Raw genomic sequence first — 24,842 nt, forward strand, 5'->3', positions numbered from 1 at the left:
TTCTCCGTTGCTATAACTGTTATCTATAAAAAAACGAGCTATCATACGGATTTCCCTTCCTTTTATTCACAAACAAAAAGAAAGTTTCATTTTATGCATAAGGAATCCCCCTCATTCAAAGGGGGATTCCTTATAGTTGTTCTTTTAATTTTTTCAATGCTTCTGCTGCAGCTTGTTGCTCTGCTTCTTTTTTCGACTTACCACTACCAAGACCTAAAGCTACGTTATTTAACGTAACACGTGACACAAATTCTCGATTGTGAGCTGGTCCTTTTTCTTGCAAAATTTGATACTCAACATTGCCACTACCATCACGCTGAATCAATTCTTGTAACTGACTCTTATAATCCATCACATGAGAAAAAGCACCCTCATTAATTTTCGGATATACAATTTCTTTTAAGAATTCCCAAACTGTTTCTAACCCTTGATCAAGATAAAGGGCACCAATAAACGCTTCAAAGACATCCGCTAATAAAGCTGGTCGTTCACGTCCACCTGTCATTTCTTCACCTTTTCCTAATAAAACAAGGCTACCAAATGACAATTCGTTCGCAAAACGAACAAGAGATGGCTCACATACAATAGCTGCACGTAGTTTTGTTAACTCTCCTTCGCTCATTGTCGGATATTTTTGAAACAGATACTGCGATACAGTAAGTTCCAATACTGCATCTCCAAGAAATTCAAGACGCTCATTATCTTCATGCGGTTTTTTTCGATGCTCATTCACATACGATGAATGCGTAAATGCTTGAATCAATAATTTTTCATCTGTAAACGTAATACCTATCTTTTCTTGAAACACTTTAAATGCTTCACGATATTTTGTTTCGTATTTTTTTTCTCTATATTTTCGGTACGGCATAGGTCCCTCCAGATATAAGCCAGAAAGCCCCGCTAAAAAACGGGACTTCACTTAAGCATTATAGATGACTCTCTATGTAAGTCACAGCATCGCCAACAGTAGCAATCTTTTCAGCATCTTCATCAGAAATTTCCATTTCGAATTCATCTTCTAATTGCATTACAAGTTCTACTACATCTAGGGAGTCTGCTCCTAAATCTTCCTTGAAGCTTGCAGCTGGTACTACCTCAGTCTCTTCTACTCCTAAACGATCAACGATGATTTTTGTTACGCGCTCTAAAACATCTGCCATTCCATTCACCTCCCCTCAAATATTATATTAAATATTGACCAAAAAAACTAGGTGAAATCGATTCTTTTATTACATTACCATACCGCCATCAACATTTAACGTTTGACCTGTAACATATTTGCTTTGATCAGAAGCAAAAAACGTTACAGCATTCGCGATATCTTGCGCTTCACCAAATTGAGCAGCTGGAATAACTTTTAACATTTCGGCTTTAATATTCTCATCTAGTACATCCGTCATATCAGTCGCAATAAAGCCCGGCGCAATTGCATTCACTGTAATATTTCGACTTGCTAACTCTTTTGCAGATGTTTTTGTTAATCCAATAACACCCGCTTTAGCAGCAACATAATTAGCTTGCCCTGGGTTTCCTATAACACCAACAACCGAAGCGATATTTATAATTCTACCATGACGTTGACGCATCATATAGCGAGATACTGCTTTTGTACATAAGAATACACCTTTTAAGTTTGTATTAATAACTGTATCCCATTCTTCTTCTTTCATACGCATTAATAAATTATCTTTTGTTACACCAGCATTATTTACAAGAATATCAACTTGTCCAAATGTATCTACTGTTTGTTTCACCATATTTGTAACATCATCAGCATTTGCAACATCTGCTCTTACCGCAATTGCATCAGAACCTAATTTCTTAATTTCATCTACTACTTCATTTGCTTTTTGTTCATTACCTGCATAATTTACTACTACATTTGCCCCTTGTTTCGCTAAATCGATCGCAATCGCGCGACCAATTCCACGTGAAGCGCCAGTTACTAATGCTACCTTCCCTTTTAACATCAGTTTTCTCCTCTCAAATTTGAAATGGTATCTTTTAATGTCTCTTCATCATATATCGCATATGCTTTCACTGATGAATCAATTGACTTCATAAGTCCAGCAAGTACTTTTCCAGGTCCAATTTCAATAAATGTATCTACTCCCTGCTTCACCATACATTCAATAGACGGGTACCATAATACAGGCGAATAAAGCTGTTCGATTAACTTTTCTTGAATGTCTGCACCACGTGTAATAACATCCGCCGTAACATTTGCAATAACAGGAATATTCGTGTCATGAATTGTAATTTCATTTAAAACACTTTGGAACTTCTCAGCTGCCGGCTTCATAAGTGAAGAATGGAAAGGTCCACTTACTTTTAGTGGAATTGCTCTCTTTGCACCATTTTCTTTCGCTCTTTGAGAAGCAACCTCTACACCTTGCTTCGTTCCAGAAATTACAATTTGCTTCGTACTATTCATATTAGCGATTTGCACTGCATATCCTTCACTTGTTACTTCTTCTGTAACTTGTTTCAGCATATCTAGGTCAGCACCTAATATAGCTGCCATCGCACCTTCCCCGTCTGGAACAGCTTCTTCCATATATTCGCCACGTTTCCTTACAGCATATACAGCATCTTCAAAAGTTAATGCACCAGCTGCTACAAGAGCGCTATATTCACCTAAACTATGACCAGCGACAAAGTTAGGTGTAATGTCATACTCTTTCAAAGCTGTCAAAATAGCAAAACTCGTCGTTAATAATGCAGGCTGAGCATTTGTTGTTAATGTAAGCTTTTCCTGCGGTCCTTCAAAAATCACTTCTGAAAGTGAATCTTGCAACACCTCATCTGCTTTTGCAAACACTTTTGCAACCTCTTTATTATTCTCTGCTAATTTTTTACCCATTCCAACTGCCTGTGAACCTTGGCCCGGAAAAAGAAATGCTATTTTTCCCATTTCAAATCCTCCTCTTATTGGAGTGACTCTTTCTCCATTACGCTTGAAATCGTAGGAATTACTTCTTTCGCTACCATTTCTCTCGTTTGACGAATCGCACTAAATATCGACTGGTCATTAGAAGAACCGTGAGCCTTAATGACAGGTGCTTTCAATCCAAATAATGCAGCTCCCCCATACTCCGAATAATCCATTTTATCTTTTAATACCATAAGTTTTGGCTTTAATACCGCCGCTGCTAATTTGCTCGTAAACGAACTCATTAGTTGTTCTTTCAACATAGAGAATAGCGCAAGTGCTGTTCCCTCTAATGATTTCAACGCTACATTCCCTGTAAAACCATCACATACAACAACATCTGCTACACCTTGCAATAAATCTCTCGATTCAACGTTCCCAACGAAATTAATTGGCGCATCCTTAAGCATTGCAAATACTTGCTTTGAAAGCTCGTTTCCTTTTCCATCCTCTGTTCCAACGTTTAATAGTCCAACACGAGGATTTTCAATTCCTCTTACCTTCTCAGCATAAATAGATCCCATTACTGCATATTGATATAAATGAATTGGTTTTGCATCAACATTTGCTCCAACATCTAACATAACAAAACCTTTTCCATCTACAGTTGGCATTGTAGGCGATAAAGCTGGTCGCTCAATTCCTTCCATACGACCGACAACAAATAATCCAGCTGCCATTAAAGCTCCTGTACTACCTGCGGATATACAAGCATCTGCTTCTCCATCCTTTACTTGCTGTGCCGCAAGTACCATTGAAGCTTGTTTTTTTCGACGAACCGCTCTTACTGGTTCCTCTGTCGATTCTATTTTTTCGTCTGTATGAAGAATCGTAATTCGTTCATCACTCGTTAAGTATTGACGAATTTCCTCTTCTTTCCCTACTAACGTAATATGTAAATCAGAATATTCCTTAATAGCTTTCATTGCCCCTAATACTACAGCCTTTGGAGCGTGATCTCCGCCCATTGCATCTATTGCGATTTTCATAAGTTGTTACCTTCCTCACTATAATTACTAGATCGATACATTTCAAAAGTGCCTGTAAAAACAAGTTCTTCTCCAACGAAGCTACGCACTTTGACAACCGTCCGTCCCTTATCATTCTCTACGTCTTCAACGCGCGCTTTTGCAACAACACGCTCTCCTAATTTTACAGGGCGAATGTATCGAATGGTAGACTTTGCAGTTAAAGCTAATTCTTCATCAATAACCGCAACAGCTAGTGAGTTTGCTTGCGCAAACAGATGATGCCCACGGGCGATTTGATTTCTTTTAAATACATGTTCTACCTTTACTTCAAAGATAGAAATTGCATGTCTATCTAATTCAATATCAATAATTTCACCGACAACCTCTTCTAACGGTAAAGATTTCACATCTTCTTCATGTTGCTTTGTAGCTACATGTTTAATTCTCTCTCTTAATTCAGGAATAGACAATTCCATACGATCCAGTCGTACTGTTTGTATACTCACTTGAAATTTTTCCGCTAAATCTTCATCCGTAATAAAAGGATTTGATTCGATTGTTTGTTGTAATAATTCTTGTCTTTCTTTTTTACTTCTTCTTTTCTTCATACCGCACCATCCATTTTTATGACTAGGTACTAACAGTAGTATATAATCATTGAAAGTAGAATGCAACAATTTTTTTGTTGACTCCCTTTAATCGAGCTTCTCTCCTTGGAACACACCTGTCCCATCAAGATACGTACGCAAAGCAGCGTATTGATCATTGTGCCAAAATGCTTCTGACTCTACTAGTATCGCCGCATCTTGCCTTGCTGTTTCTAACGCTCGATAATCGTGTACCATGTCAGCAACCTTAAATTCTGGTAAGCCACTTTGCTTACTCCCAAAGAAATCTCCAGGACCTCGTAATTCTAAATCTTTTTCAGACAATACAAATCCATCATTTGTTTCAGTCATTATGCGCATTCTTTCTTTTCCTGTTTCTGATTTAGGGTCTGCTATTAATAAACAATATGATTGTTCACTACCACGCCCGACACGCCCTCTAAGCTGATGAAGCTGCGATAAACCGAAACGTTCTGCATCATAAATAACCATCACAGTCGCATTCGGTACGTTCACACCAACCTCAACAACTGTTGTCGATACAAGAATTTGCACTTTATTTTCACTAAACTGTCCCATTATCTCTTCTTTTTCCTGAGACGATAATCTCCCATGCATCAATCCAACTTGGCATTTCCCTTGGTAATGATGCGTCAGCATACTATGTAAGTCGATAGCATTTTGCACATCAAGTTTCTCAGATTCTTCAATTAGAGGACAAATAACGTATGCCTGTCTTCCTTTTTTTATCTCCTTCTCAACAAAACCGAGGACGCGATCTAACATATCATGTTTTGCCCAGTATGTTTCAATCACCTTTCTACCTGCTGGCATCTCATCGATTATTGAAACATCCATCTCTCCAAATGCAGTAATTGCAAGCGTACGCGGAATTGGTGTCGCTGTCATAAATAATACATCTGGACTTTCACCTTTCTCCCGTAAAACTCGGCGCTGCGCTACACCAAATCGATGCTGTTCATCTGTAATAACGAGACCCAACCTATGAAATATAACTTCATCTTGAATTAAAGCGTGCGTTCCAACAAGAATATCTATTTCTCCTTGTTCTAACTTCGCTAAAATTTCTCGGCGTCTCGCACCTTTAACAGAACTTGTTAGCAGTTCCACCTTCATACCAAAATGCGAAAACGTTTCAGCAAGCGACTGATAATGTTGCTCAGCTAAAATTTCTGTAGGAACCATTAAAGCACCTTGATAATGAGCTAATTTCGATGCATAAAGACCAATCGCAGCAACAACTGTTTTCCCAGAACCAACGTCACCTTGCAATAGTCGGTTCATCCGATAAGGAGATGTCATATCTTTTAAAATTTCATTTACAACTCGGCGCTGCGCACCCGTTAATGGAAACGGCAGTGCATCGATAAATTCTTGTAATTCTACTGACGGAATCTCTTTCTTCGTCCCTTTTGAATTTTCCCTCTCCATTTTCCTCAGCGTTTGCATTTTCAGCTGAAATAAGAAAAATTCCTCATATACAAAACGGCGACGCGCTTGCTTTAAATCTTCCTGTCCTACCGGAAAATGCAAGGCCCTAAGTGCTTCATATCTTGGTAATAATTTATATCGGCCTAACAAACCATCCGGTAACACTTCGACTATAGAATCTCCATATTCCTTTAACGCTTGAGCAATAAAACGACGCATCTGTTTTACTGTAAGTTTCCCCTTTACTGAATAAACAGGCTCCACTTCTTGTTGACGTACAACCGGCCCAAAATGAAGCTCTGATACAGCAATTGTTTGACGATGTTGATCCCACTTACCAGTAATCGTTACCGTTTCATCTAACGTTAATTTTTGCTTATAGTAAGGCCTATTAAAACATACCGCCGTAATTAAATAACGACCGACGAGAACACGAACTGTTAGACGCGATTTCTTTTTACCATAATATTGCAGCAAAGGAGCACTATGAACCTTCCCCTCAACCGTTACACGTTCATCATGCTTTACTTCAGCAAGATCTTTCATCGCATAATCTTCATAACGGTACGGAAAATGTTCTAATAGATGAGAAACTGTATAAATCCCCATCTCATGTAGTAACTCAGATGTTTCTCCTCCGATCCCCTTTACATCCGTAACAGGAACTTGTACAACATCATTCAAGATTCTCACACCCCGTCACATTATTTTCTTTATTGCATTCTATTTGAGTATCAATTAGCATCTGTAATCGCTCTCTTTCACCTTCTATATTCTATCATAGGCATTCTAAGAGAAACTACTCAAATCCCTTATATAAAACAAGTAAAAAAGAGCCTCACTATTAGCAGCAAGGCTCTTTTCTCTCTTCAATATGCTAGCCTTTTGAATAAAAACTAGTAATAAACTTCATATTACTACTTCTTATCCATTAGCAAGTAAGTAATTCATTTATTTTCAAAACGAATCTTATCTTATTCTACAGAGAAGATGAAAGAATACACTGGTTGGTTTCCAGCATGCACTTCTACTTCTGCATCTTCAAATTTCTCTTCTACAAATTCAACTAGCTCAGCTACTTCTTCGTCAGTTGCATCTTCACCTTGTAGAATCGTTACGATTTCAGAATCTTCATCAATAAGCGCTTCTAGTAATTGCTTCGCAGCTCCTACTTTTTCAGCATTTGTAGATACAATTTTCCCATCTGCAATACACATGAAGTCGTCTTTTTGAATTGCTACACCATCAATTTCCGTATCACGTACAGCATACGTAATTTGACCTGTTTTCACATGAGATAAAGCTTCTTGCATGTTTTCTTCATTCTCTTCTAACGTTCCAACTGGATTAAATGCTAACATTGCCGCCATACCTTGAGGAACCGTTTTCGAACGAACAACAATAACTTCTTGATCTACAACTGATGCCGCTTGTTCTGCTGCCATTACAATATTTCCGTTATTCGGTAAAATAATGATTTTTTCAGCATTCGCTTCTTCAATTGCCTTCACGATATCCTCCGTACTTGGATTCATCGTTTGACCACCTTCGATAACTTTCGTTGCGCCGATGCTCTCAAATAAAGTTTTAATACCAGACCCCATAGCTACAGTTACGATACCATATGGTTGTTTTTCTTTCGATTGAGCTGGTTGTTCAGGAACCATAGTAGGTTCATCTAATAAAGCAGTATGCTGTTCACGCATATTTTCTACTTTTATCTTAATTAAACTACCGTATTTTTGCCCGTAGTTCATAGCGTCTCCAGGATGTTCTGCGTGGATATGAACTTTTACAATTTCATCATCAGACACAACTAGTAGAGAATCACCATATACACTAATATCTTCACGGAATTTTTGTTCAGAGAAATTATGCTCTTTCACCTTTTCAGCCTCTAATTTCACCATGAACTCCGTACAATATCCATACTTAATATCTTCTGTACTCAATTGGCTTTGTACACTACGGTGATGTTCTGCGCGTACCATCTCATTCATAGATGGTTGCGTCGGTGCATCAGAAGAAATCGTTTCTCCTTTTAAGTCAGCTAAAAATCCTTCGTATACCACTACAAGACCTTTACCACCGCTATCTACAACGCCAACTTGTTTTAATACAGGTAATAAATCTGGCGTACGATTTAACGATGCGTTTGCTTCTTTCACAACGTCTTCCATAAACAAAACAAAGTCGCGCTGTTTTTTCGCAACTGTTACTGCATATTTACCCGTCTCTCTTGCAACCGTTAAAATCGTTCCTTCAATCGGTTTCATAACCGCTTTATAAGCCGCCTCTACTCCAGCTTCTAGTGCTGCAGCAAAATCAACTGTTGTTAACTCTTCTTTTTGTTCAATGGATTTAGAAAAACCACGGAACAACTGAGATAGAATAACTCCAGAGTTACCACGAGCTCCCATTAATAATCCTTTGGCTAAACTTACACCGACTTTACCAGCATGCTGTGAAGGGTTTGCTTTCACTTCACGCGCACCTGAAGTCATAGATAAGTTCATGTTTGTACCGGTATCGCCATCTGGAACTGGAAATACGTTTAATGCATCAACAAGCTGAACATTGTTTGTTAAATTATTCGCTCCTTGCATGATCATTTGTGATAAACGTTTTCCATCAATTTTTTGAATTGACACAGATTTTCCTCCTTAATGCACATTACAAGTTTATTACTTTAACTCCTTGTACGTAGATGTTTACAGAATCTACTGCTAGTCCTACAGTTTGATCTAATGTATATTTCACTTTCGTTTGCACATTATGTGCCACTTCTGAAATTTTCGTACCATAGCTCACAATAATATACATATCAATATGTACTTCATTTTCATCTTTACGAACAATAACACCTCTAGTGAAGTTTTCTTTTCGTAAAATGTCTGTTAATCCATCTTTTAACTGATTTTTTGATGCCATACCTACGATACCGTAGCAATCTACCGCGGCACCTCCAGCAATTGTTGCAATTACATCTGTACTAATATCAATTTGACCGTACTTCGTTTTAATTTCAATTGACATCTCGTTTCCCCCTTCATAAATGGTGAAAGTGAGCTAGACTACTTTAGTTACTATCATATAATCTTTTTAAAGAAAATTCCATCGTTCTTTCTTTTCACTCTCATATTTTATGTTTTAAATTACACTTTTTTATGATGAGCAAAATAGTCCATTGTTATTATACAACATGTACCACTATAATATGTCAAGCAATTTTTGTGGATTTCAACTTTTCTTCATTGACATATAGTGTCAAGTAAATTTTCTTGATTTCTTTTTTCTACGGTGTTGCATTCTCTTTTTAGTTGTGTTAAATTATAGTAGTGTTTTTAGCATCGCATAAAAGACTAACATTGAAAAATTACGTATGGTAAGGTATCAAGGGAGGGAAATATAAATGGCTCGTGTTTGTGCTATTACTGGAAGAAAAGCTCGTTCTGGTAACTCTCGTTCTCACGCAATGAACGCTACAAAACGTAAGTGGGGCGCTAACCTTCAAAAAGTTCGCGTACGCATCGACGGAAAAGTTCAACGTGTTTACGTTTCTGCTAGAGCATTAAAATCTGGCAAAATCGAACGTGTTTAATAATAAAAAAAAGAGCCGATAGGCTCTTTTTTTACTATAACAATGGAAAAAGCACCGGTGATAGGTGCTTTTTTAATCTTTTTTGAAGGTATTTAACATTGCACGAACAATTCCACCAAGAAATTTAGGTAACTTAATTGTATAAAATCTCATGGTTTCCCTCCTAATCCCCATTACTCCACTTGGTCACTATATGATGTAAGGAGCAAAATTGTTTCTTCAATCAGTGCTTCTTATCAACATTAATATGCCAGAAGTAAATGAAAAAGTACCTTTTTCCTCAACGAGTTCGTTACTAATACAAAGTGTTGATCCCCACTCTATTGTTTTATTAGTAAGAGGATACTTAAAACCAAACAATGTAATCCCTTCCACTATTTCAGTAACTGGTACAAAAGATACATAAGGAAAATTTTTATTTTCTTCAATTATATGTGTACCCACTTTTTTAACTGTTATTTCATTTTTATTGTCCACAATACACATTTCTATCTCTACTTCTAACCCTTTTAAAAGCATCTGTATATTTGCCAAACCGTGATCAAGCCTTCCACCAGTAGCACCAAAAATACGAATTAGTGCCGGCTTCTGTTCTAATGCCCAGTTGATTGCAATTTCTAAATCCGTTTGATCTTTTTCCCGCGGAACAATATGTAATTCGTTCGTTTGCTGTCCCATCCATACTAATTCTTCTTCAGTAACTGAATCGTAATCTCCAAACGCAACAGCCGGGGTAATCCCTTTCTTTAATAGACGGTATACTCCCCTATCAACCGCTGCCCACACTACTTCCTCATTCTCATATCGAGCAAAATCTGCGCAATATTCCGAAGGTCCTCCTGCTAAAATATGAATAATCATTTTTTCTTCCCCTTCCATTGTAAAAAGGCAATCTGCCATTCGGTAGATTGCCTTTTTACATATTTTTACCCTATCCTATAAATACCTTACTAGGATAAAAGTTCATCACTACCCACGAATTACGCGAATTGCTTCACCGCGGTCTTTTTGATTGTATACTGCTGACCCAGCTACAAGTACATTTGCTCCAGCTTCCACACAAAGTCTTGCTGTTTCAGCATTTACACCACCATCAACTTCTATTTCTACCTCTAGATTGCGCTCTTTTACCATGTCTGCAACTTGTTTAATTTTCGGTAATACAGAATGGATAAACTTCTGTCCACCAAATCCAGGGTTTACTGTCATAAGTAATACCATATCTATATCTTCTAGTACATGCTCAATCACTGAAACTGGCGTATGCGGATTTAATACAACGCCCGCTTTAATGCCATGAGATTTAATTAACTGAATTGTACGATGTAGATGCGGACACGCCTCTACATGAACAGTAATAATATCTGCTCCCGCTTGTGCGAAAGTCGGGATATAGTTATCAGGATTTTCAATCATTAAATGTACATCTAATGGTAATGATGTAATCGGACGGATAGCTTCTACAATTAACGGTCCAATCGTAATATTTGGTACGAAATGTCCATCCATTACATCAACGTGAATGTAATCCGCTCCGCCCTTTTCTACATCTTTAATCTCTTCCCCTAATTTTGAAAAATCTGCTGATAAAATCGATGGTGCAATTTTAATCATAACTAATACCTCGGCTTTCTCTCTCTAATTTCTTCTACGAATTGTTTATAGTTCTTATAACGATATTCTGTAATCTTCCCTTCTTCAACCGCAGCTTTCACAGCACATTTCGGTTCAGAAAGATGTGTACACCCTCTAAATTTACAGTATTGACTCGCTTCTTTCAACTCTGGAAAACAATATGTAAGATCTTCTACTTCTATATCTATGAAATCTAGCGAACTAAAGCCAGGTGTATCTGCAACTAGCCCACTCCCAATTGCAATTAATTCTACGTGCCTTGTCGTATGCTTCCCGCGCCCTAAATGTGAGGAAATATCATTTGTTTTCAGTTCTAATTCTGGACGTAACACATTAAGCATTGAAGATTTCCCAACACCAGATTGACCTGCAACGACAGAAACACAATTTTCTAAGTATGGTTTTAATATATCAATACTTTCTGACGTATTGATAGAAGTAAATAACACATCATAACCCATCTCACGATAATCTTCCGCATAAGCTTCAACAGTTGCTTTCATCTTTTCATCCACTAAATCCATCTTGCTAATACAAATAATCGGCTTAATGTTATGATATTCAATCAGCACTAAAAATCGATCTAACAGTCCAGGATTAAAATCTGGTTCTACTGCAGAGAACACGAGGATCGCTTGATCAACATTAGCAATAGGAGGTCTAACAAGTTCATTTTTTCGATCAAACACTTCAAGCACATAACCTTCAGTTGGATTATCTGCCTGAAAAACAACTTGGTCTCCTACAAGTGGTGTAATTTTATTTTTTCTAAATACACCTCGCCCACGGCACTGCGTAACCCCTTCTTCATGCTGCACGTAATAAAACCCACTTAAAGCTTTTATAATTTTTCCTTCTGGCATAGAATTCTCCTTTTTTGTATAAGGTGATGCTGAATTTAAAAATGAATGGATTTAAATTTTTCAAATAACGATTTCAAAACCTACCCTATATACTTTCGCTAATATACATTAAATCTTCCATTAAATGCAAAAAAATATTTACAGCTGCATCACTTTACTAGCTTTTTGAATCATATATTTTTGCCTGCTATACCGTCCACTTTGTAGACAGCATAACAGGCAATAATAATAAGTAGATTTTCACTATTATTGAGTTGGATATGGTACTTCTTTGTCAATAATCGTGACTCCATCTCGTACAATTTTATAGTGTCCTTTTGAACCTTCTTGAATTACAAATTCTAAAGAAATAGTCGCTGATTCAGTAATTGTTCTCGTTTCAATTGGTCTATCCATTTTTTGCTGCATATCTTCTTTATAAATTTCTATTGTTTGCGGCTTTTTCTCACCTGTTACAGCAGGCTCATATGGGATAGAAATATTGTCCACTTTTACCGTTTTAGTCACTTTAGGCTTTGGACCATCAGAGATAATAATAGTTACTTTATCTCCCTCTTTTAATGGTGTACCTGGCTTTGGAAATTGAGAAATTACAAGTCCTTTTTCAACTGTATCTGAATGCTCTCGTTTTATATCCGAAGTTAGTTTTCTCTCATTCAAATAACCAGTTACACTATTTTCGGTCCACCCCGAAAAATCACCGGGTCTAATTTGATAAGGACCTTTACTTACCCAGATTTTCAGTTCTTGCTCCGCTTCTATAACCATTTGATCAGGCGTCGGGATTTGCTCTACGATTTCACCTTTCGGCTTATCATTTTCAATATAATTTACTGTAACTTGTTTATATTTTTCTTCTAACTCAGCCTTTACACTCTCAAAGTTTTGCCCTGTGAAATTCGCCATCTTACTTTTCTTTTTTCCACCTGATTGATAGATAGTAATTTTAGCGTTTTCTTTTACGACTCTTCCTGCTACAGGATCCGTTTTTATTACATCCCCAACCTCAACATCATCTGTATATACAATATTAGGCTCCGTCACCTCAAAGCCCTTTTCTACTAATGTATTTACAGCTGTCGTATATTTCATACCAGCCACGTCAGGAACTTTCACATCTTTCGGAATAAATAATCCTGGAATAACCGTAAGCGCTAATGTTATTCCTATTGCTAAAAATAAAAATGTTGAAATTAAAACTTTAAGCCACTTGTTACCCCGTTTTTTCTTCTTATCTAACTCAGCTGCTTCTGCTCTTATCGGTTCCTCCACCTTACTCCCTTTTAAAACAATCGTTTCATCACTTACATTTGCGAATAATTGTTCTTGTTGAATAATCGGAATCGCTTTCGTCGCTTCCATATCTTCCGGTATGTAAAATGGTTGCTCATTTATCCTCTCTGGATATAACGCAGTTTCAATATCTCGCTTCATCGCATTGGCAGACTGATATCGATGGAACGGATCTTTTGCAGTTGCCTTTAATATAATATTTTCAACACTTTGCGGAATATTTTCATTCCATCTTTTTGGTGATGGGATTTCACTTTGTAAATGTTTTAAAGCTATAGCAACAGCAGATTCGCCAGAAAACGGTTGTCTTCCTGTTAACAATTCAAACATAACTATTCCAAGAGAATAAATATCCGATTGTTTATTTGCTATCCCGCCACGTGCCTGTTCTGGTGATAAATAATGGACTGAACCGAGTACTGAATTTGTATGTGTAATTGTTGTTGCACTTGTAGCTGTCGCAATTCCAAAATCTGTTACTTTTATTATTCCATCAGCTCGAATTAAAATATTGTGCGGCTTTATATCACGATGCACAATTTCAAAATGATGGGCGTGTGCCATGGCGGATGTTAACTGCTCCATAATATCAAGAGCTTCTCCTATAGGTAACATACCTCGCTCAATTATGTATTGCTTCAATGTTTGCCCAGGTACATATTCCATGACAAGATAATATATACCATCTTCTTCTCCGACATCATACATATTCACAATATTTGGATGCGACAACGTTGTAACAGACTGCGCTTCTCGATGGAAACGTTTAATAAACTCTTCGTTATTTGAGTAGTCGAGTCTTAATATTTTTACCGCTACATCTCGGCCAAGTATATCATCATGAGCTAAATATACATTGGCCATTCCGCCACCACCTATCATTTTCAGCAGCTTATAACGGTCATTTAAGCGTTTTCCAATCAGCACGTTGCACTTCACCTACTTTCGTTTGTCGAACCCGCATAATCAATAAGAACAAGTGTGATATTATCTTCTCCACCGCGATCATTCGCCAATTGAATGAGACGCTGCCCTTTACCTTCAAGCTGTTCATTTAACTGTAAAATTTGTTGCATATCACCTATAGAAACTTTGTTTGATAACCCATCAGAGCAAAGAAGCAACTGATCATCTTCCTCAAGCACCAACGTTTTTACATCTAATCCAACTTTTTCTTCTGTTCCTAATGCTCTTAATAACACATTCTTTTTCGGATGATACTCTGCATCTTCCTTTGAAATTTCACCATGTCTCACAAGCTCATTTACAAGCGAATGATCTTCCGTTACAAGCGTCATTTCTCCTTCTGATACCATATAGCAACGACTATCTCCTATATGCCCTATTGTCACAAAACTTGGTGTACAAACAGCTATTATAAGCGTTGTTCCCATACCATTACATTCTACATTTTGCTGAGCGTATTCATATATACGCTCATTAATAATCCCAACACTAGTATGTAACCATTGTTCTACTTTTTTCGGTTCATTCATATTATGCGTTTGCTTCCAATAATCATGGAATAATTGGATGGTCATCGAGCTAGCTACATCACCAGCTCGATGACCTCCCATTCCATCTGCGACTACCGCTAAAACATTTCCATCTAAATTGTGAAAAACTCCTGCACTATCTTCATTATGTTGACGAACTTTTCCTTTATCCGATAGAAATACGGCTTTCATCTCGTCACCTCGTCTCTTCTTTGCGCTCCTTCGCACGCAACTGACCGCAGGCTGCATCAATATCATGACCTTGTTCACGGCGAATCGTTACATTCACTCCACGATCTTTTAACGTTTTCTCGAACAAGAAAATTTGCTCACGTGGTGTACGTACATAATCACGTTCAGGTACGTAGTTTACCGGGATTAAGTTTACATGACATTTTACACCTTTTAAGAGCGCAGCAAGCTCTTCAGCGTGCTCAACTTGGTCATTTTCTCCTCCAAATAATCCATATTCAAAAGTAATACGGCGCCCTGTTCTATTTACATAGTATTTAATAGCTTCCATTAAATCCGGTAATTTATAAGCACGGTTAATCGGCATTAATTTTGAACGTAATTCTGAGTTCGGAGCATGCAATGAAATCGCAAAATTAATTTGTAGATCTTCTTCAGCAAACTTATAAATTTTCGGGATAATTCCACTCGTCGAAACAGTCATATGTCTAGCACCAATATGAAGTCCTTTTTCATGGTTAGTGATACGTAAGAATCCCATTAAATTATCGTAATTATCAAATGGTTCTCCAATTCCCATAACAACAAGAGAACTTACACGTTCTTCCGTTTCATCAAGCGCACGCTGAACTTCTACTACTTGCGCTACGATTTCTCCAGCTTCTAGGTTTCGTTTTAGTCCACCAAGCGTCGAAGCACAGAACGTACATCCAATACGACAACCAACTTGCGTTGTTACACAAATGGAATTTCCATATTCATGTCGCATTAATACCGTTTCAATAGAATACCCGTCATATAATTGGAATAAGAATTTAATCGTTCCATCCGAAGACGTTTGTTTTACTAACGTGTTTAAAGTAGTAATATCAAAGGAATTCGACAATTTATCACGCAATCCTTTAGAAAGGTTTGACATATCCTCATAATTTTTTACACGTTTTTTATATAGCCAGTCAAAAATTTGTCCAGCGCGGAACTTCGGTTCTCCTTGTTCCTTTAACCAATCTTGCATTTCATGAATTTGTAAAGAGTAAATTGATGGTTTCTTCGTTTCTACATTTTTCTTTTGTTTTCTTACAGTCGTTTCCATGATGCTACACCTTCTTCCTTAAACAAGCAATATAAAAGCCATCCGTTGCAAAATAATGTGGTAAAATTTGTACTTGACCTTCATTAATATACGGACTTAATTTTTCTGGCATACGTTCTTTTATCGTGGTATCCCATTCAAATTCAGGATGTTCTTTTAAAAATTTATCTATTACTTGTTCATTTTCTATTTTCTCAATTGTGCACGTACTATAAACAAGACGACCGCCTTGTTTTAATAATGGTGCTATTTTTTCTAGTATCGCAAGTTGAATCGTCGATAATCTTTCACTATCGCCCTTATCTTTTCCTAACTTAATATCCGGCTTACGTCTAATTACACCAAATCCAGAACACGGTGCATCTACCAATATTTTATCAAACGTTTCATTTGAAAAGTGCTCTTGCACTTTTCTAGCATCTAGCGCTTTTGTTTCGACATTTTCTAGCCCAAGTCGCTCTGCTTGCTGTTTAATTAAACGTACTTTGTGTGCATGTAAATCAAGGGACATTACTTTACCAGTTCCCTTTAAACGCTCAGCTATATGCGTAGTTTTACCACCAGGAGCCGCACAACTATCAAGAACTGCCTCTCCCTCATTTGGTTCTAAAGCGCGTGCTACAAGCATAGAACTTTCATCTTGAATAGAAAGAAATCCTTTTTTAAACGCTTCTGTATGCGCTACATTTCCTCTTTCAATCTGAATTGCATCATCTGACAAGTCACCACGTTTTGCTTCTATACCTTCACTTGCCAACAACTCAATCGCTTCTTCTACCGTTACCTTATCAACATTCACACGTGCTGTAGGTACAGGAGGTAACATGTTTACTTCACACATTTTCTCTGCAGTTTCTAAGCCATATGCAGAAGTCCACTCTTGTACAAGCCAAACTGGATGACTCGTCGCAATTGCAAGACGTTCTACTGGATCCTTGATTTCATCTACAGAAGGTACACCTTCTCTCTGAATCGAACGTAATACACCGTTCACCATACCAGCAATTCCTTTATGCCCGCGACGCTTTGCAATCTCAACTGCTTCATGAATAGCCGCTCTTTCTGGCACTCGGTCTAAATAAATCATTTGATATAAAGATAAGCGAAGCAATACTCTTACCCACGCCTCAACTTTCTTTTTTAAAAAAGGCTGTAAATAATAATCCAATGTGTCACGACGTTGAATCGTTCCATATACAATTTCAGTTAATAAACCAATATCTTTTCTATCAATTGCACTTTTTTCAATTAGATTATTTAAAAGTAAGTTGCTATATGCACCACTTTTTTCCACTTGAATTAAACCATCAAGAGCTAATTCACGAACATTTTGTCTCATGCATTTTCTCCTAACTTCGTTCCAATTTCAGGTTTTGTTCCACGTAAAAATTGTGAACAACTCATACGCTTTTTACCAGAAGGTTGCAATTCAGTAATTTTAACACCTGTTTCATTACTAGTCGCTACAACAAAACCATCTTCTTCGATTGCAACAATCGTACCTGCTTCAGCCGGTTCAGTTACAGGTACTTTTTCTCCCCACCATACTTTAACAACTTGTCCTGCTAAAGTTGTATAAGCAACTGGCCATGGACTCAATCCGCGAATGTGATTGTATACTTCTTCACCTGTTTTTGTCCAATCAATTTTCTCTTGCTCACGTTTTATATTGTACGCAAACGTTACTTCTTCTTCGTTTTGCTTAATCGGTTCTAGCTTACCTTGAATTAATAAAGGTACTGTTTTAGATAGAAGGTGTGCTCCTGCTTCACTTAATTTATCAAATAATAAGCCTGTCGTTTCACGCTCTTCAATTTCCACTTCCACTTGTGTTAAGATATCACCAGCATCCAATTTTTCTACCATATACATAATTGTAATACCTGTTTTTTCTTTACCTTCCATAATTGCATAATGAATTGGTGCACCACCACGAAGTTCAGGAAGTAAAGAAGCGTGGACATTAATACATCCATACTTTGGTGCTTCTAAAATTTCATTTGGTACAATCTGACCAAATGCAGCTGTTACAATTAAATCTGGCTCTAATGCCAATACTTTTTCATATTCATCTTTTTCACGAATTTTCAACGGCTGTAAAACAGGAATACCATGTTTTTCCGCTTCAACTTTAACAGGTGTAGGTGTTAATACTTTTTTTCTACCTACTGGACGATCAGGTTGCGTCACAACACCTACTACCTCATAGCCATCTTCAATAAGACGACGAAGCACCGGCACTGAAAAGTCCGGTGTTCCCATAAACACTACTTTTATCATTTAAAAACCGCTCCTTTTAACACCTATTCTAGTTCGTTTTCTTCATAATATCTTGTCACTTTCGATGTAAATAAAACACCGTGTAAATGATCGATTTCATGTTGAATTGCACGCGCTAAAAATCCTTCCGCTTCTAATAAAAATACTTTCCCACGGCGATTTTGCGCTCTTACTTTAATATAATCGGCACGTTCTACTTCACCATAAAGTCCCGGGAAACTTAAACATCCTTCGGGACCTACTTGTTCACCACGTTTTTCTAATATTGATGGATTGATTAACTCGATTTTCCCAGTATCATCATCGACATCAACAACCGCTACTTGCAAGCTTACACCTACTTGAGGCGCAGCTAAACCGACTCCGTCCGCAATTAACATTGTTTCATGCATATCTTTCAACAATTTCACTAACTTTTTATCAAAGTTAATTACTCTTTCGCATGGTGTTTCTAACACTTCATTTGGATGCTTTACTATTTCTAAAACTGCCATATTTCCCTCCGCTACATTAACATTGTTGGATTAAAATCAATTGAGATTTGTAGCTCTTTTTGCATTTCTGCTTGATAATGTTCATTTACCATTTTGAGCACGTTCTTTAAGTTTGGTTCCCGTTTGTATTTTATCATGCATTGATAACGATATCTATCTTTTATCCTTGGAATTGCTGAAGCAACTGGTCCTAACACCATTGTTTGCTGCGAGCAATGCGTTCGTAAATACGAGGCAATTTTTTCCGTCACTTGTACCGCTTTTAATAATTCAGGATGAGATACGGTTACGAGTACAACATAGTAATATGGAGGATATTGTCTTGTTCGTCTCATTTGCATTTCTTGGTCAAAAAACACATCATATTGTTGGTTCTTCGCTAACTCTATACTGTAATGTTCTGGCGTATACGTTTGAATCACAACTTCCCCTGGCAATTCATGTCTACCCGCTCGTCCACTTACTTGCGTCAATAACTGATATGTCTTTTCACTTGCCCGAAAATCAGGTAAGTGAAGCATCGTATCTGCAGTTAAAACCCCAACAAGCGTTACTTTCGGAAAATCTAATCCTTTAGCAATCATTTGTGTTCCAAGTAATATATCTGCTTTTTCTTCCCCAAACGCCTTTAATAATTTTTCATGCATTCCTTTTCGACTTGTCGTATCTACATCCATTCGAATGACTCGCGCCTCTGGAAATAGTTTTGTAATTTCTTCTTCTACCTTTTGTGTACCTGTACCAAAGAAACGAATGTATGTACTTTGACAAGCTGGACACTCAGTTGGCATATTTTCTTCGTAACTACAATAATGACATTTTAAACGATGATTCATTTTATGATATGTCAATGAAATATCACAATGCGGACATTGTACAACATACCCACAATCACGGCACATAACAAATGTAGAATGACCTCTTCTATTTAAAAAGAGTACCATCTGTTCTTTCTTTTCTAATCGATCTGCTATTTTTTCATGCAGCGCCTTAGAAAACATTGATCGATTCCCGTCACGAAGTTCTTCTCGCATATCAACAATCTCTACCGTTGGTAAAGCTTGTTCATTCATACGTTTTTCCATTGTTAGTAGTTCATAAACACCTTTTTTCGCCCTTGCAAACGATTCAAGTGTTGGTGTCGCACTACCAAGAACGATAGGACATTTATGATATTGCCCTCTCCAGACAGCCACATCTCTTGCATGATACCTTGGATTATCTTCTTGTTTGTAACTTGATTCATGCTCTTCATCAATAATAATAATCCCTAAATTCTCAAAAGGCGCAAAAACGGCTGAACGCGCACCAACTACAACTTTCACTTCTTTTCTTAAAATCTTACGCCACTCGTCATACTTTTCTCCAACAGACAACGCACTATGAAGAACTGCAACTTGCGAGCCAAACCTACCTTTAAAACGATCCACCATTTGGGGTGTTAGTGCAATTTCAGGAACAAGAACGATAGCTTCTTTTCCTTTCTCGAGCACTGCTGCTATAGATTGTAAATATACTTCTGTCTTTCCACTTCCTGTAACACCATATAGTAAAAATGGATTATAAGTTTCATTTGTAATTGATGATAAAATCGGTGTAATAACTTGTTTTTGTTCCTCCGTAAGTGGAAATGGTTTCGTTTGTTCAAAATCATCATCGTCATACGGATTTCGGTATACTTCCACATACTTTTCTGAAATGAATCCCTTTTTAACAAGTGCTTTTATTGGAGCATCTGTTATTTGTAACTCTTCTGTAATTACTTTCAACGGTACACTTTTATGATTTTCCACAAAATAATAGAGTACATCTTGTTGTTTTTTACTTTTCAGTTCAAATGCCGCTAATTCTAATTTATCTTCTGGCAACTCCAGCTGAACAACTCTTTGCTTCTTCTTTTGTACTTTATCTTTCACTTGATAAACGACTTCAACCGTACCATTTTTAATTTCTTGTTGAATAGTCCGGTATAAATGTGGCTGTTGCTCGATTATTTCAAAATCAATTGCTTCTTTATCCTGAAATAAATATAGTATTTCAGGTGCTATTTCTTCCTGTTTACAAAGTTGTAGACGTTTTTTATACGTTGCTTTTATCGCAGTTGGAAGCATCACTTGAAAAGCTGAAATCATGTAGCATAACGTTTCACTTGTAAGCCAATATCCAAGTTTTAATAATTCATCATTTAAAACCGGTGTTACATCTAATATTTCATGGATTGTCTTTAACTTCTTACTTTCTACATCCACCGAATCTTTAATCCCAATAATAAAACCTTGCAATTTTCTTGGCCCAAACGGAACTACTACCCGCATTCCTGTCTGTACAATATCTTCCCATTTTTTAGGGATAATGTAATCAAATGGTCGATCTGTCTGACGGGCAGGTACATCAACAATTACACTTGCAAATTTCATAAACGATCATCTTCTAACATCATTTCAATTTGCTTTAATATTTCACGAGCTACCTCTTTTTTCATTAAAAGTGGCAACTCAATAACTTTTCCATCTTTTCTATACATCGTTACAATATTCGTATCCGTGCCAAAGCCAGCTCCTTGCGCTTTTACATCATTAGCGACAATCATATCTGCATTTTTCTCACGTAGTTTTTTCGTTGCATATTCCTCTACATTTGTCGTTTCAGCAGCAAAACCGATAAGTAACTGTTTATCCTTTTTCTGACCTAACGTTTTTAAAATATCCACCGTTCTTTCGAGCTCAATGACAGCATCACCATTTTGCTTTTTCATTTTATTATCATGAACATATTTCGGACGATAATCTGCAACTGCTGCTGTTTTAATGACAACGTCTACGTTTTGATAATGTTGAAGAACTGCTTCTAACATATCTTGTGCAGATTCCACTTGCACTGTCGTTACATGTAACGGTGGATTTAATGCTGTCGGTCCTGAAACGAGTATAACATCAGCGCCTAGATTCGCCGCCACTTCTGCAATCGCATACCCCATTTTTCCAGAAGAAAAATTCGTCATAAAACGAACTGGATCAACCTTTTCACGTGTTGGGCCAGCAGTTATTAATATTCTTTTTCCCTGCAATGGTTTGTGTTCTGAGAAAGCTTCCTCTAACCGTGCAATAATCGCTTCAGGTTCTTCTAGTCGTCCCTTCGCTACATATCCACATGCTAAAAAGCCTTCACCAGGCTCAATAAATGTATATCCTAGCGTTTTCAATGTCATCATATTTTTTTGAACAATTTTATTTTCATACATATGCACATTCATAGCAGGCGCAATCCATACCGGAGCTGTAGTAGCTAACAAAGTAGTTGTAATCATATCATCTGCAATACCACCAGCTAACTTTCCAATACAATTGGCAGTAGCAGGTGCGACAAGTACAATATCCGCCCAATCTGCTAAATCAATATGAGCAATAACAGCCGAGTCTTTCTCATCAAATGTATCCGTATATACATCATGGCGAGAAAGTGCTTGGAATGTAAGAGGCGTAACAAACTTCATTGCCGACTCACTCATCATTACTTTTACAATCGCGCCAGATTGTGTCAATTTACTCGTTAACGCAGCTGCTTTAAAAACCGCAATGCCTCCTGTTACACATAGAAGTATCTTTTTCCCTTTTAGCATATGACTCGTCCTCTTTCTTTTTCAAACTTATAATACTGAAATAGAATTCCCAGCTCGTCAGTACCAATATTTCATTCCTTTCGTAAAAAAATAACAACCTACTTGTAAATAGGTTGTTACCGTTACATAGAAAATTATAAAGTCTATGTTTTATTTTGTCGAAGGCAAAGGCTTATTCAGCTACTTTATCTTCACTTGGTACGTAGCTTAATACTTCCGCATCGATTTCTTCTAATGCTTTACCTACACACTTATGAGAAACCGGTTGCTCTACAACACAGTTATTAGCAAGTTGCATTTCACGTGCACGCTTTGCAGCCACTGTTACTAGTGTGTATTTAGAATCGATTTTTTGTAGTAATGAGTCAATTGATGGATTTAACATAATTATAGACCCTCCGTCATTTCTTTATAATATTTTGCTACCCTTTCGCGGCGGCAATGTTCGCCAACCACAATCGCTTTAATTCTATCACAAGCTAATTCAACTTGATCGTTTTCTACTACATAGTCGTAAGCGTCCATCATCTCGATTTCTTCTTTCGCTACAGTTAAACGATTTTCAATAACATCTTCAGTCTCTGTACCACGGCCAACAATACGGCTCTTTAGTTCAGATAAACTCGGAGGTGCTAAGAAAATAAATACACCTTCTGGGAAAGCTTTCTTAACTTGAATTGCTCCTTGCACTTCAATTTCTAAGAATACATCTTTTCCTTCTTGTAATGTTTTTTCAACATAGTCAATCGGTGTTCCGTAATAATTACCTACGAACTCAGCCCACTCAAGTAATCTTTCATTACGAATCATTTCCTCGAATTCTTCTCTTTCTTTAAAGAAATAATCCACACCATCTACTTCACCTTCACGCGGCTTACGTGTCGTTACTGAAATAGAGTACTGAAAACGTGTATCCTCATGGCTAAACAGCTCTTTACGAACCGTTCCTTTTCCAACCCCAGAAGGCCCTGAAAGAACGATGAGCAATCCTCTTCTACTTCTCATAAATATGTAAAACCTACCCTTCCTCACTTAAATCTTCTTTATTATTCAAACGATGTGCAATCGTCTCTGGTTGAATTGGACTTAATACAACATGCCCATCATCCATAACAATAACCGCCCTTGTTTTTCTCCCATACGTAGCATCAAGCAAAGCATTATGTTCGCGTGCTTCCTGTACTGTTCGTTTAATAGGAGCTGACTCCGGACTTACAATAGCAATAATTCGATGAGCAGATACAATATTTCCGTATCCAATATTTAAAAACCGCATGGCCATAGTTTGCGCCTCCTAGTAAGTCTATCCGATTTCTCCACCACGTATAACTTTATATATTTTTTGAAAGCTACTCAATATTTTGTACTTGTTCACGAATTTTTTCAAGGTTATTTTTCATTTCTACAACATATTTTGAAATTGTTAAGTCATTTGCCTTAGAACCAATCGTATTAATTTCTCTATGCATCTCTTGCACGATGAAATCCATTTTCCTTCCAACAGGCTCTTCAATCTGCAATGTTTCATGAAATTGCTCTAAATGACTTTGCAAACGAACTAACTCTTCATGAATATCACAACGCTCTGCAAAGATTGCGACTTCTGTTAGCAATCTTTGTTCATCTAACTCTTGATTATGTAATTCTTTTAAGCGATTTTCTAATCGTTCACGATATTTTTGTGTAACAATTGGTGCATGTGGAATAATTGCATTTACACAATTGCTAATCTCTTGTAAACGATACGCTATATCTTTATGTAATCGTTCTCCTTCGCCATCTCTCATCGTTTTCAACATATGAGCAGCTTGACGAACAGCCTCATATAAACTGTTCTCAAAATGTTCATTTATATTTTCTATTTCTTCAATTGCTGTTACTTCTGGCATTGCCATTAATTGCTCGAGTGTAATAGAATCTTGTAATTGAAATTTCCCTTTTATATCTTCCATCATCGATTGGTACTGCTCAAGAAGTGACCAATTCACACTTAATTTTCTTTCAACAAGTCCTTCACCTGCTATACTAATAGACACTTCAATGCGTCCACGTCGAACTTGTTTTGCAATTATTTTACGAATTTTGTCCTCAAATACCATCATTTGCTTAGGAAGTCGAATACTCATCTCTAAAAAACGGTGGTTCACCGATTTCATTTCTACTGTAATTTGAAAAGTATCACTTTCTACTTTCGATCTTCCAAACCCTGTCATACTAGAAATCATTTTTATCACATCCAAGCCATAAAATAACTCAATGAAAAAGGTAATAGAGACAAGGCTCTACTACCTTCTGTAAATTATATCACATTTT

General features: G+C 37.1%; 26 protein-coding genes. 1 reads left to right on the top strand and 25 read right to left on the bottom strand.

All coding sequences use genetic code 11. The features are described from left to right. Positions 1-130: 130 nt before the first annotated feature. The 9 genes from rncS to MHI26_RS19905 form a co-directional block, all read right to left on the bottom strand. Positions 131-868, bottom strand: coding sequence for a ribonuclease III (rncS, locus tag MHI26_RS19865; RefSeq protein ID WP_001146875.1), 738 nt, complete (start codon positions 866-868; stop codon positions 131-133). A gap of 58 nt (positions 869-926) precedes the next feature. Further along, entirely contained in the window at positions 927-1,160 is a 234-nt protein-coding gene (acpP, locus tag MHI26_RS19870) for an acyl carrier protein (protein WP_000786062.1), read from the bottom strand. A gap of 69 nt (positions 1,161-1,229) precedes the next feature. Beyond that, positions 1,230-1,970, bottom strand: a complete 741-nt coding sequence (gene fabG / locus MHI26_RS19875; RefSeq protein WP_000911774.1) for a 3-oxoacyl-[acyl-carrier-protein] reductase — start codon at positions 1,968-1,970, stop codon at positions 1,230-1,232. Further along, positions 1,970-2,914, bottom strand: a complete 945-nt coding sequence (gene fabD / locus MHI26_RS19880; protein WP_000515897.1) for an ACP S-malonyltransferase — start codon at positions 2,912-2,914, stop codon at positions 1,970-1,972. The genes fabG and fabD overlap by 1 nt, the downstream gene beginning before the upstream one ends. A gap of 14 nt (positions 2,915-2,928) precedes the next feature. Further along, entirely contained in the window at positions 2,929-3,921 is a 993-nt protein-coding gene (gene plsX, locus MHI26_RS19885; RefSeq protein ID WP_000684095.1) for a phosphate acyltransferase PlsX, read from the bottom strand. Next, the gene (gene fapR, locus MHI26_RS19890; protein ID WP_000747349.1) at positions 3,918-4,511 is read right to left on the bottom strand and encodes a transcription factor FapR; all 594 of its coding nucleotides are present in this window, start codon (positions 4,509-4,511) and stop codon (positions 3,918-3,920) included. The genes plsX and fapR overlap by 4 nt, the downstream gene beginning before the upstream one ends. A gap of 87 nt (positions 4,512-4,598) precedes the next feature. After that, the gene (gene recG, locus MHI26_RS19895) at positions 4,599-6,647 is read right to left on the bottom strand and encodes an ATP-dependent DNA helicase RecG (protein WP_001000825.1); all 2,049 of its coding nucleotides are present in this window, start codon (positions 6,645-6,647) and stop codon (positions 4,599-4,601) included. Between the two features lie 290 nt (positions 6,648-6,937). Continuing rightward, positions 6,938-8,614: a DAK2 domain-containing protein gene (locus MHI26_RS19900; RefSeq protein WP_000027129.1), complete on the bottom strand. Its 1,677-nt coding sequence runs from the start codon at positions 8,612-8,614 to the stop codon at positions 6,938-6,940. A 22-nt stretch (positions 8,615-8,636) separates the two neighbouring features. Then, complete coding sequence (locus MHI26_RS19905; RefSeq protein WP_000021110.1) at positions 8,637-8,999, bottom strand: Asp23/Gls24 family envelope stress response protein; 363 nt, start codon at positions 8,997-8,999, stop codon at positions 8,637-8,639. Between the two features lie 376 nt (positions 9,000-9,375). Between MHI26_RS19905 and rpmB the strand changes: the two genes are divergently transcribed. Then, positions 9,376-9,564, top strand: coding sequence for a 50S ribosomal protein L28 (rpmB, locus tag MHI26_RS19910; RefSeq protein WP_000124776.1), 189 nt, complete (start codon positions 9,376-9,378; stop codon positions 9,562-9,564). 72 nt (positions 9,565-9,636) lie between these two features. On the opposite strand, the gene spoVM is transcribed toward rpmB, so the two are convergent. The 16 genes from spoVM to MHI26_RS19990 all read right to left on the bottom strand — a co-directional run bounded on the left by spoVM (position 9,637) and on the right by MHI26_RS19990 (position 24,754). Further along, positions 9,637-9,717 (bottom strand): stage V sporulation protein SpoVM, encoded by an 81-nt coding sequence (gene spoVM / locus MHI26_RS19915; RefSeq protein WP_001213599.1) that lies wholly within the window; start codon positions 9,715-9,717, stop codon positions 9,637-9,639. 66 nt (positions 9,718-9,783) lie between these two features. After that, positions 9,784-10,464 carry a thiamine diphosphokinase gene (locus tag MHI26_RS19920; protein WP_000752664.1) on the bottom strand — a complete coding sequence of 227 codons (681 nt, stop codon included), beginning with the start codon at positions 10,462-10,464 and terminating at the stop codon, positions 9,784-9,786. Positions 10,465-10,533: 69 nt separating this feature from the next. Next, positions 10,534-11,178, bottom strand: a complete 645-nt coding sequence (gene rpe, locus MHI26_RS19925; RefSeq protein WP_000589974.1) for a ribulose-phosphate 3-epimerase — start codon at positions 11,176-11,178, stop codon at positions 10,534-10,536. Positions 11,179-11,180: 2 nt separating this feature from the next. After that, positions 11,181-12,062 carry a ribosome small subunit-dependent GTPase A gene (rsgA, locus tag MHI26_RS19930; RefSeq protein ID WP_001113931.1) on the bottom strand — a complete coding sequence of 294 codons (882 nt, stop codon included), beginning with the start codon at positions 12,060-12,062 and terminating at the stop codon, positions 11,181-11,183. 246 nt (positions 12,063-12,308) lie between these two features. Then, the gene (pknB, locus tag MHI26_RS19935) at positions 12,309-14,282 is read right to left on the bottom strand and encodes a Stk1 family PASTA domain-containing Ser/Thr kinase (protein WP_000904741.1); all 1,974 of its coding nucleotides are present in this window, start codon (positions 14,280-14,282) and stop codon (positions 12,309-12,311) included. Between the two features lie 8 nt (positions 14,283-14,290). Then, positions 14,291-15,043 carry a Stp1/IreP family PP2C-type Ser/Thr phosphatase gene (locus MHI26_RS19940; RefSeq protein WP_000648711.1) on the bottom strand — a complete coding sequence of 251 codons (753 nt, stop codon included), beginning with the start codon at positions 15,041-15,043 and terminating at the stop codon, positions 14,291-14,293. A gap of 4 nt (positions 15,044-15,047) precedes the next feature. Beyond that, a complete protein-coding gene (rlmN, locus tag MHI26_RS19945; protein WP_000450547.1) occupies positions 15,048-16,136 on the bottom strand; it encodes a 23S rRNA (adenine(2503)-C(2))-methyltransferase RlmN in 1,089 nt (362 codons plus the stop codon). 4 nt (positions 16,137-16,140) lie between these two features. After that, positions 16,141-17,475 (bottom strand): 16S rRNA (cytosine(967)-C(5))-methyltransferase RsmB, encoded by a 1,335-nt coding sequence (gene rsmB / locus MHI26_RS19950; protein WP_001249663.1) that lies wholly within the window; start codon positions 17,473-17,475, stop codon positions 16,141-16,143. After that, positions 17,472-18,416, bottom strand: coding sequence for a methionyl-tRNA formyltransferase (gene fmt, locus MHI26_RS19955; protein ID WP_000598802.1), 945 nt, complete (start codon positions 18,414-18,416; stop codon positions 17,472-17,474). The genes rsmB and fmt overlap by 4 nt, the downstream gene beginning before the upstream one ends. Positions 18,417-18,439: 23 nt before the next feature. Next, positions 18,440-18,910, bottom strand: a complete 471-nt coding sequence (gene def / locus MHI26_RS19960; RefSeq protein ID WP_000279470.1) for a peptide deformylase — start codon at positions 18,908-18,910, stop codon at positions 18,440-18,442. 11 nt (positions 18,911-18,921) lie between these two features. Then, positions 18,922-21,327, bottom strand: coding sequence for a primosomal protein N' (gene priA / locus MHI26_RS19965; protein WP_061666369.1), 2,406 nt, complete (start codon positions 21,325-21,327; stop codon positions 18,922-18,924). Further along, positions 21,324-22,529 carry a bifunctional phosphopantothenoylcysteine decarboxylase/phosphopantothenate--cysteine ligase CoaBC gene (coaBC, locus tag MHI26_RS19970; protein WP_000911743.1) on the bottom strand — a complete coding sequence of 402 codons (1,206 nt, stop codon included), beginning with the start codon at positions 22,527-22,529 and terminating at the stop codon, positions 21,324-21,326. Before coaBC ends, priA begins: the two co-directional genes overlap by 4 nt. A 172-nt stretch (positions 22,530-22,701) precedes the next feature. Next, positions 22,702-22,914 carry a DNA-directed RNA polymerase subunit omega gene (gene rpoZ, locus MHI26_RS19975; protein ID WP_000933962.1) on the bottom strand — a complete coding sequence of 71 codons (213 nt, stop codon included), beginning with the start codon at positions 22,912-22,914 and terminating at the stop codon, positions 22,702-22,704. A 2-nt stretch (positions 22,915-22,916) separates the two neighbouring features. Further along, entirely contained in the window at positions 22,917-23,534 is a 618-nt protein-coding gene (gene gmk / locus MHI26_RS19980) for a guanylate kinase (RefSeq protein WP_001257742.1), read from the bottom strand. Between the two features lie 13 nt (positions 23,535-23,547). Further along, entirely contained in the window at positions 23,548-23,811 is a 264-nt protein-coding gene (gene remA / locus MHI26_RS19985; RefSeq protein WP_001251456.1) for an extracellular matrix/biofilm regulator RemA, read from the bottom strand. A gap of 67 nt (positions 23,812-23,878) precedes the next feature. Then, positions 23,879-24,754, bottom strand: a complete 876-nt coding sequence (locus tag MHI26_RS19990; RefSeq protein ID WP_000625863.1) for a YicC/YloC family endoribonuclease — start codon at positions 24,752-24,754, stop codon at positions 23,879-23,881. Positions 24,755-24,842: the final 88 nt, after the last annotated feature.

Origin of the sequence: Bacillus sp. FSL K6-1218 (genome assembly GCF_038006445.1) — a bacterium.
Taxonomy (GTDB): Bacteria; Bacillota; Bacilli; order Bacillales; family Bacillaceae_G; genus Bacillus_A; species Bacillus_A thuringiensis_S.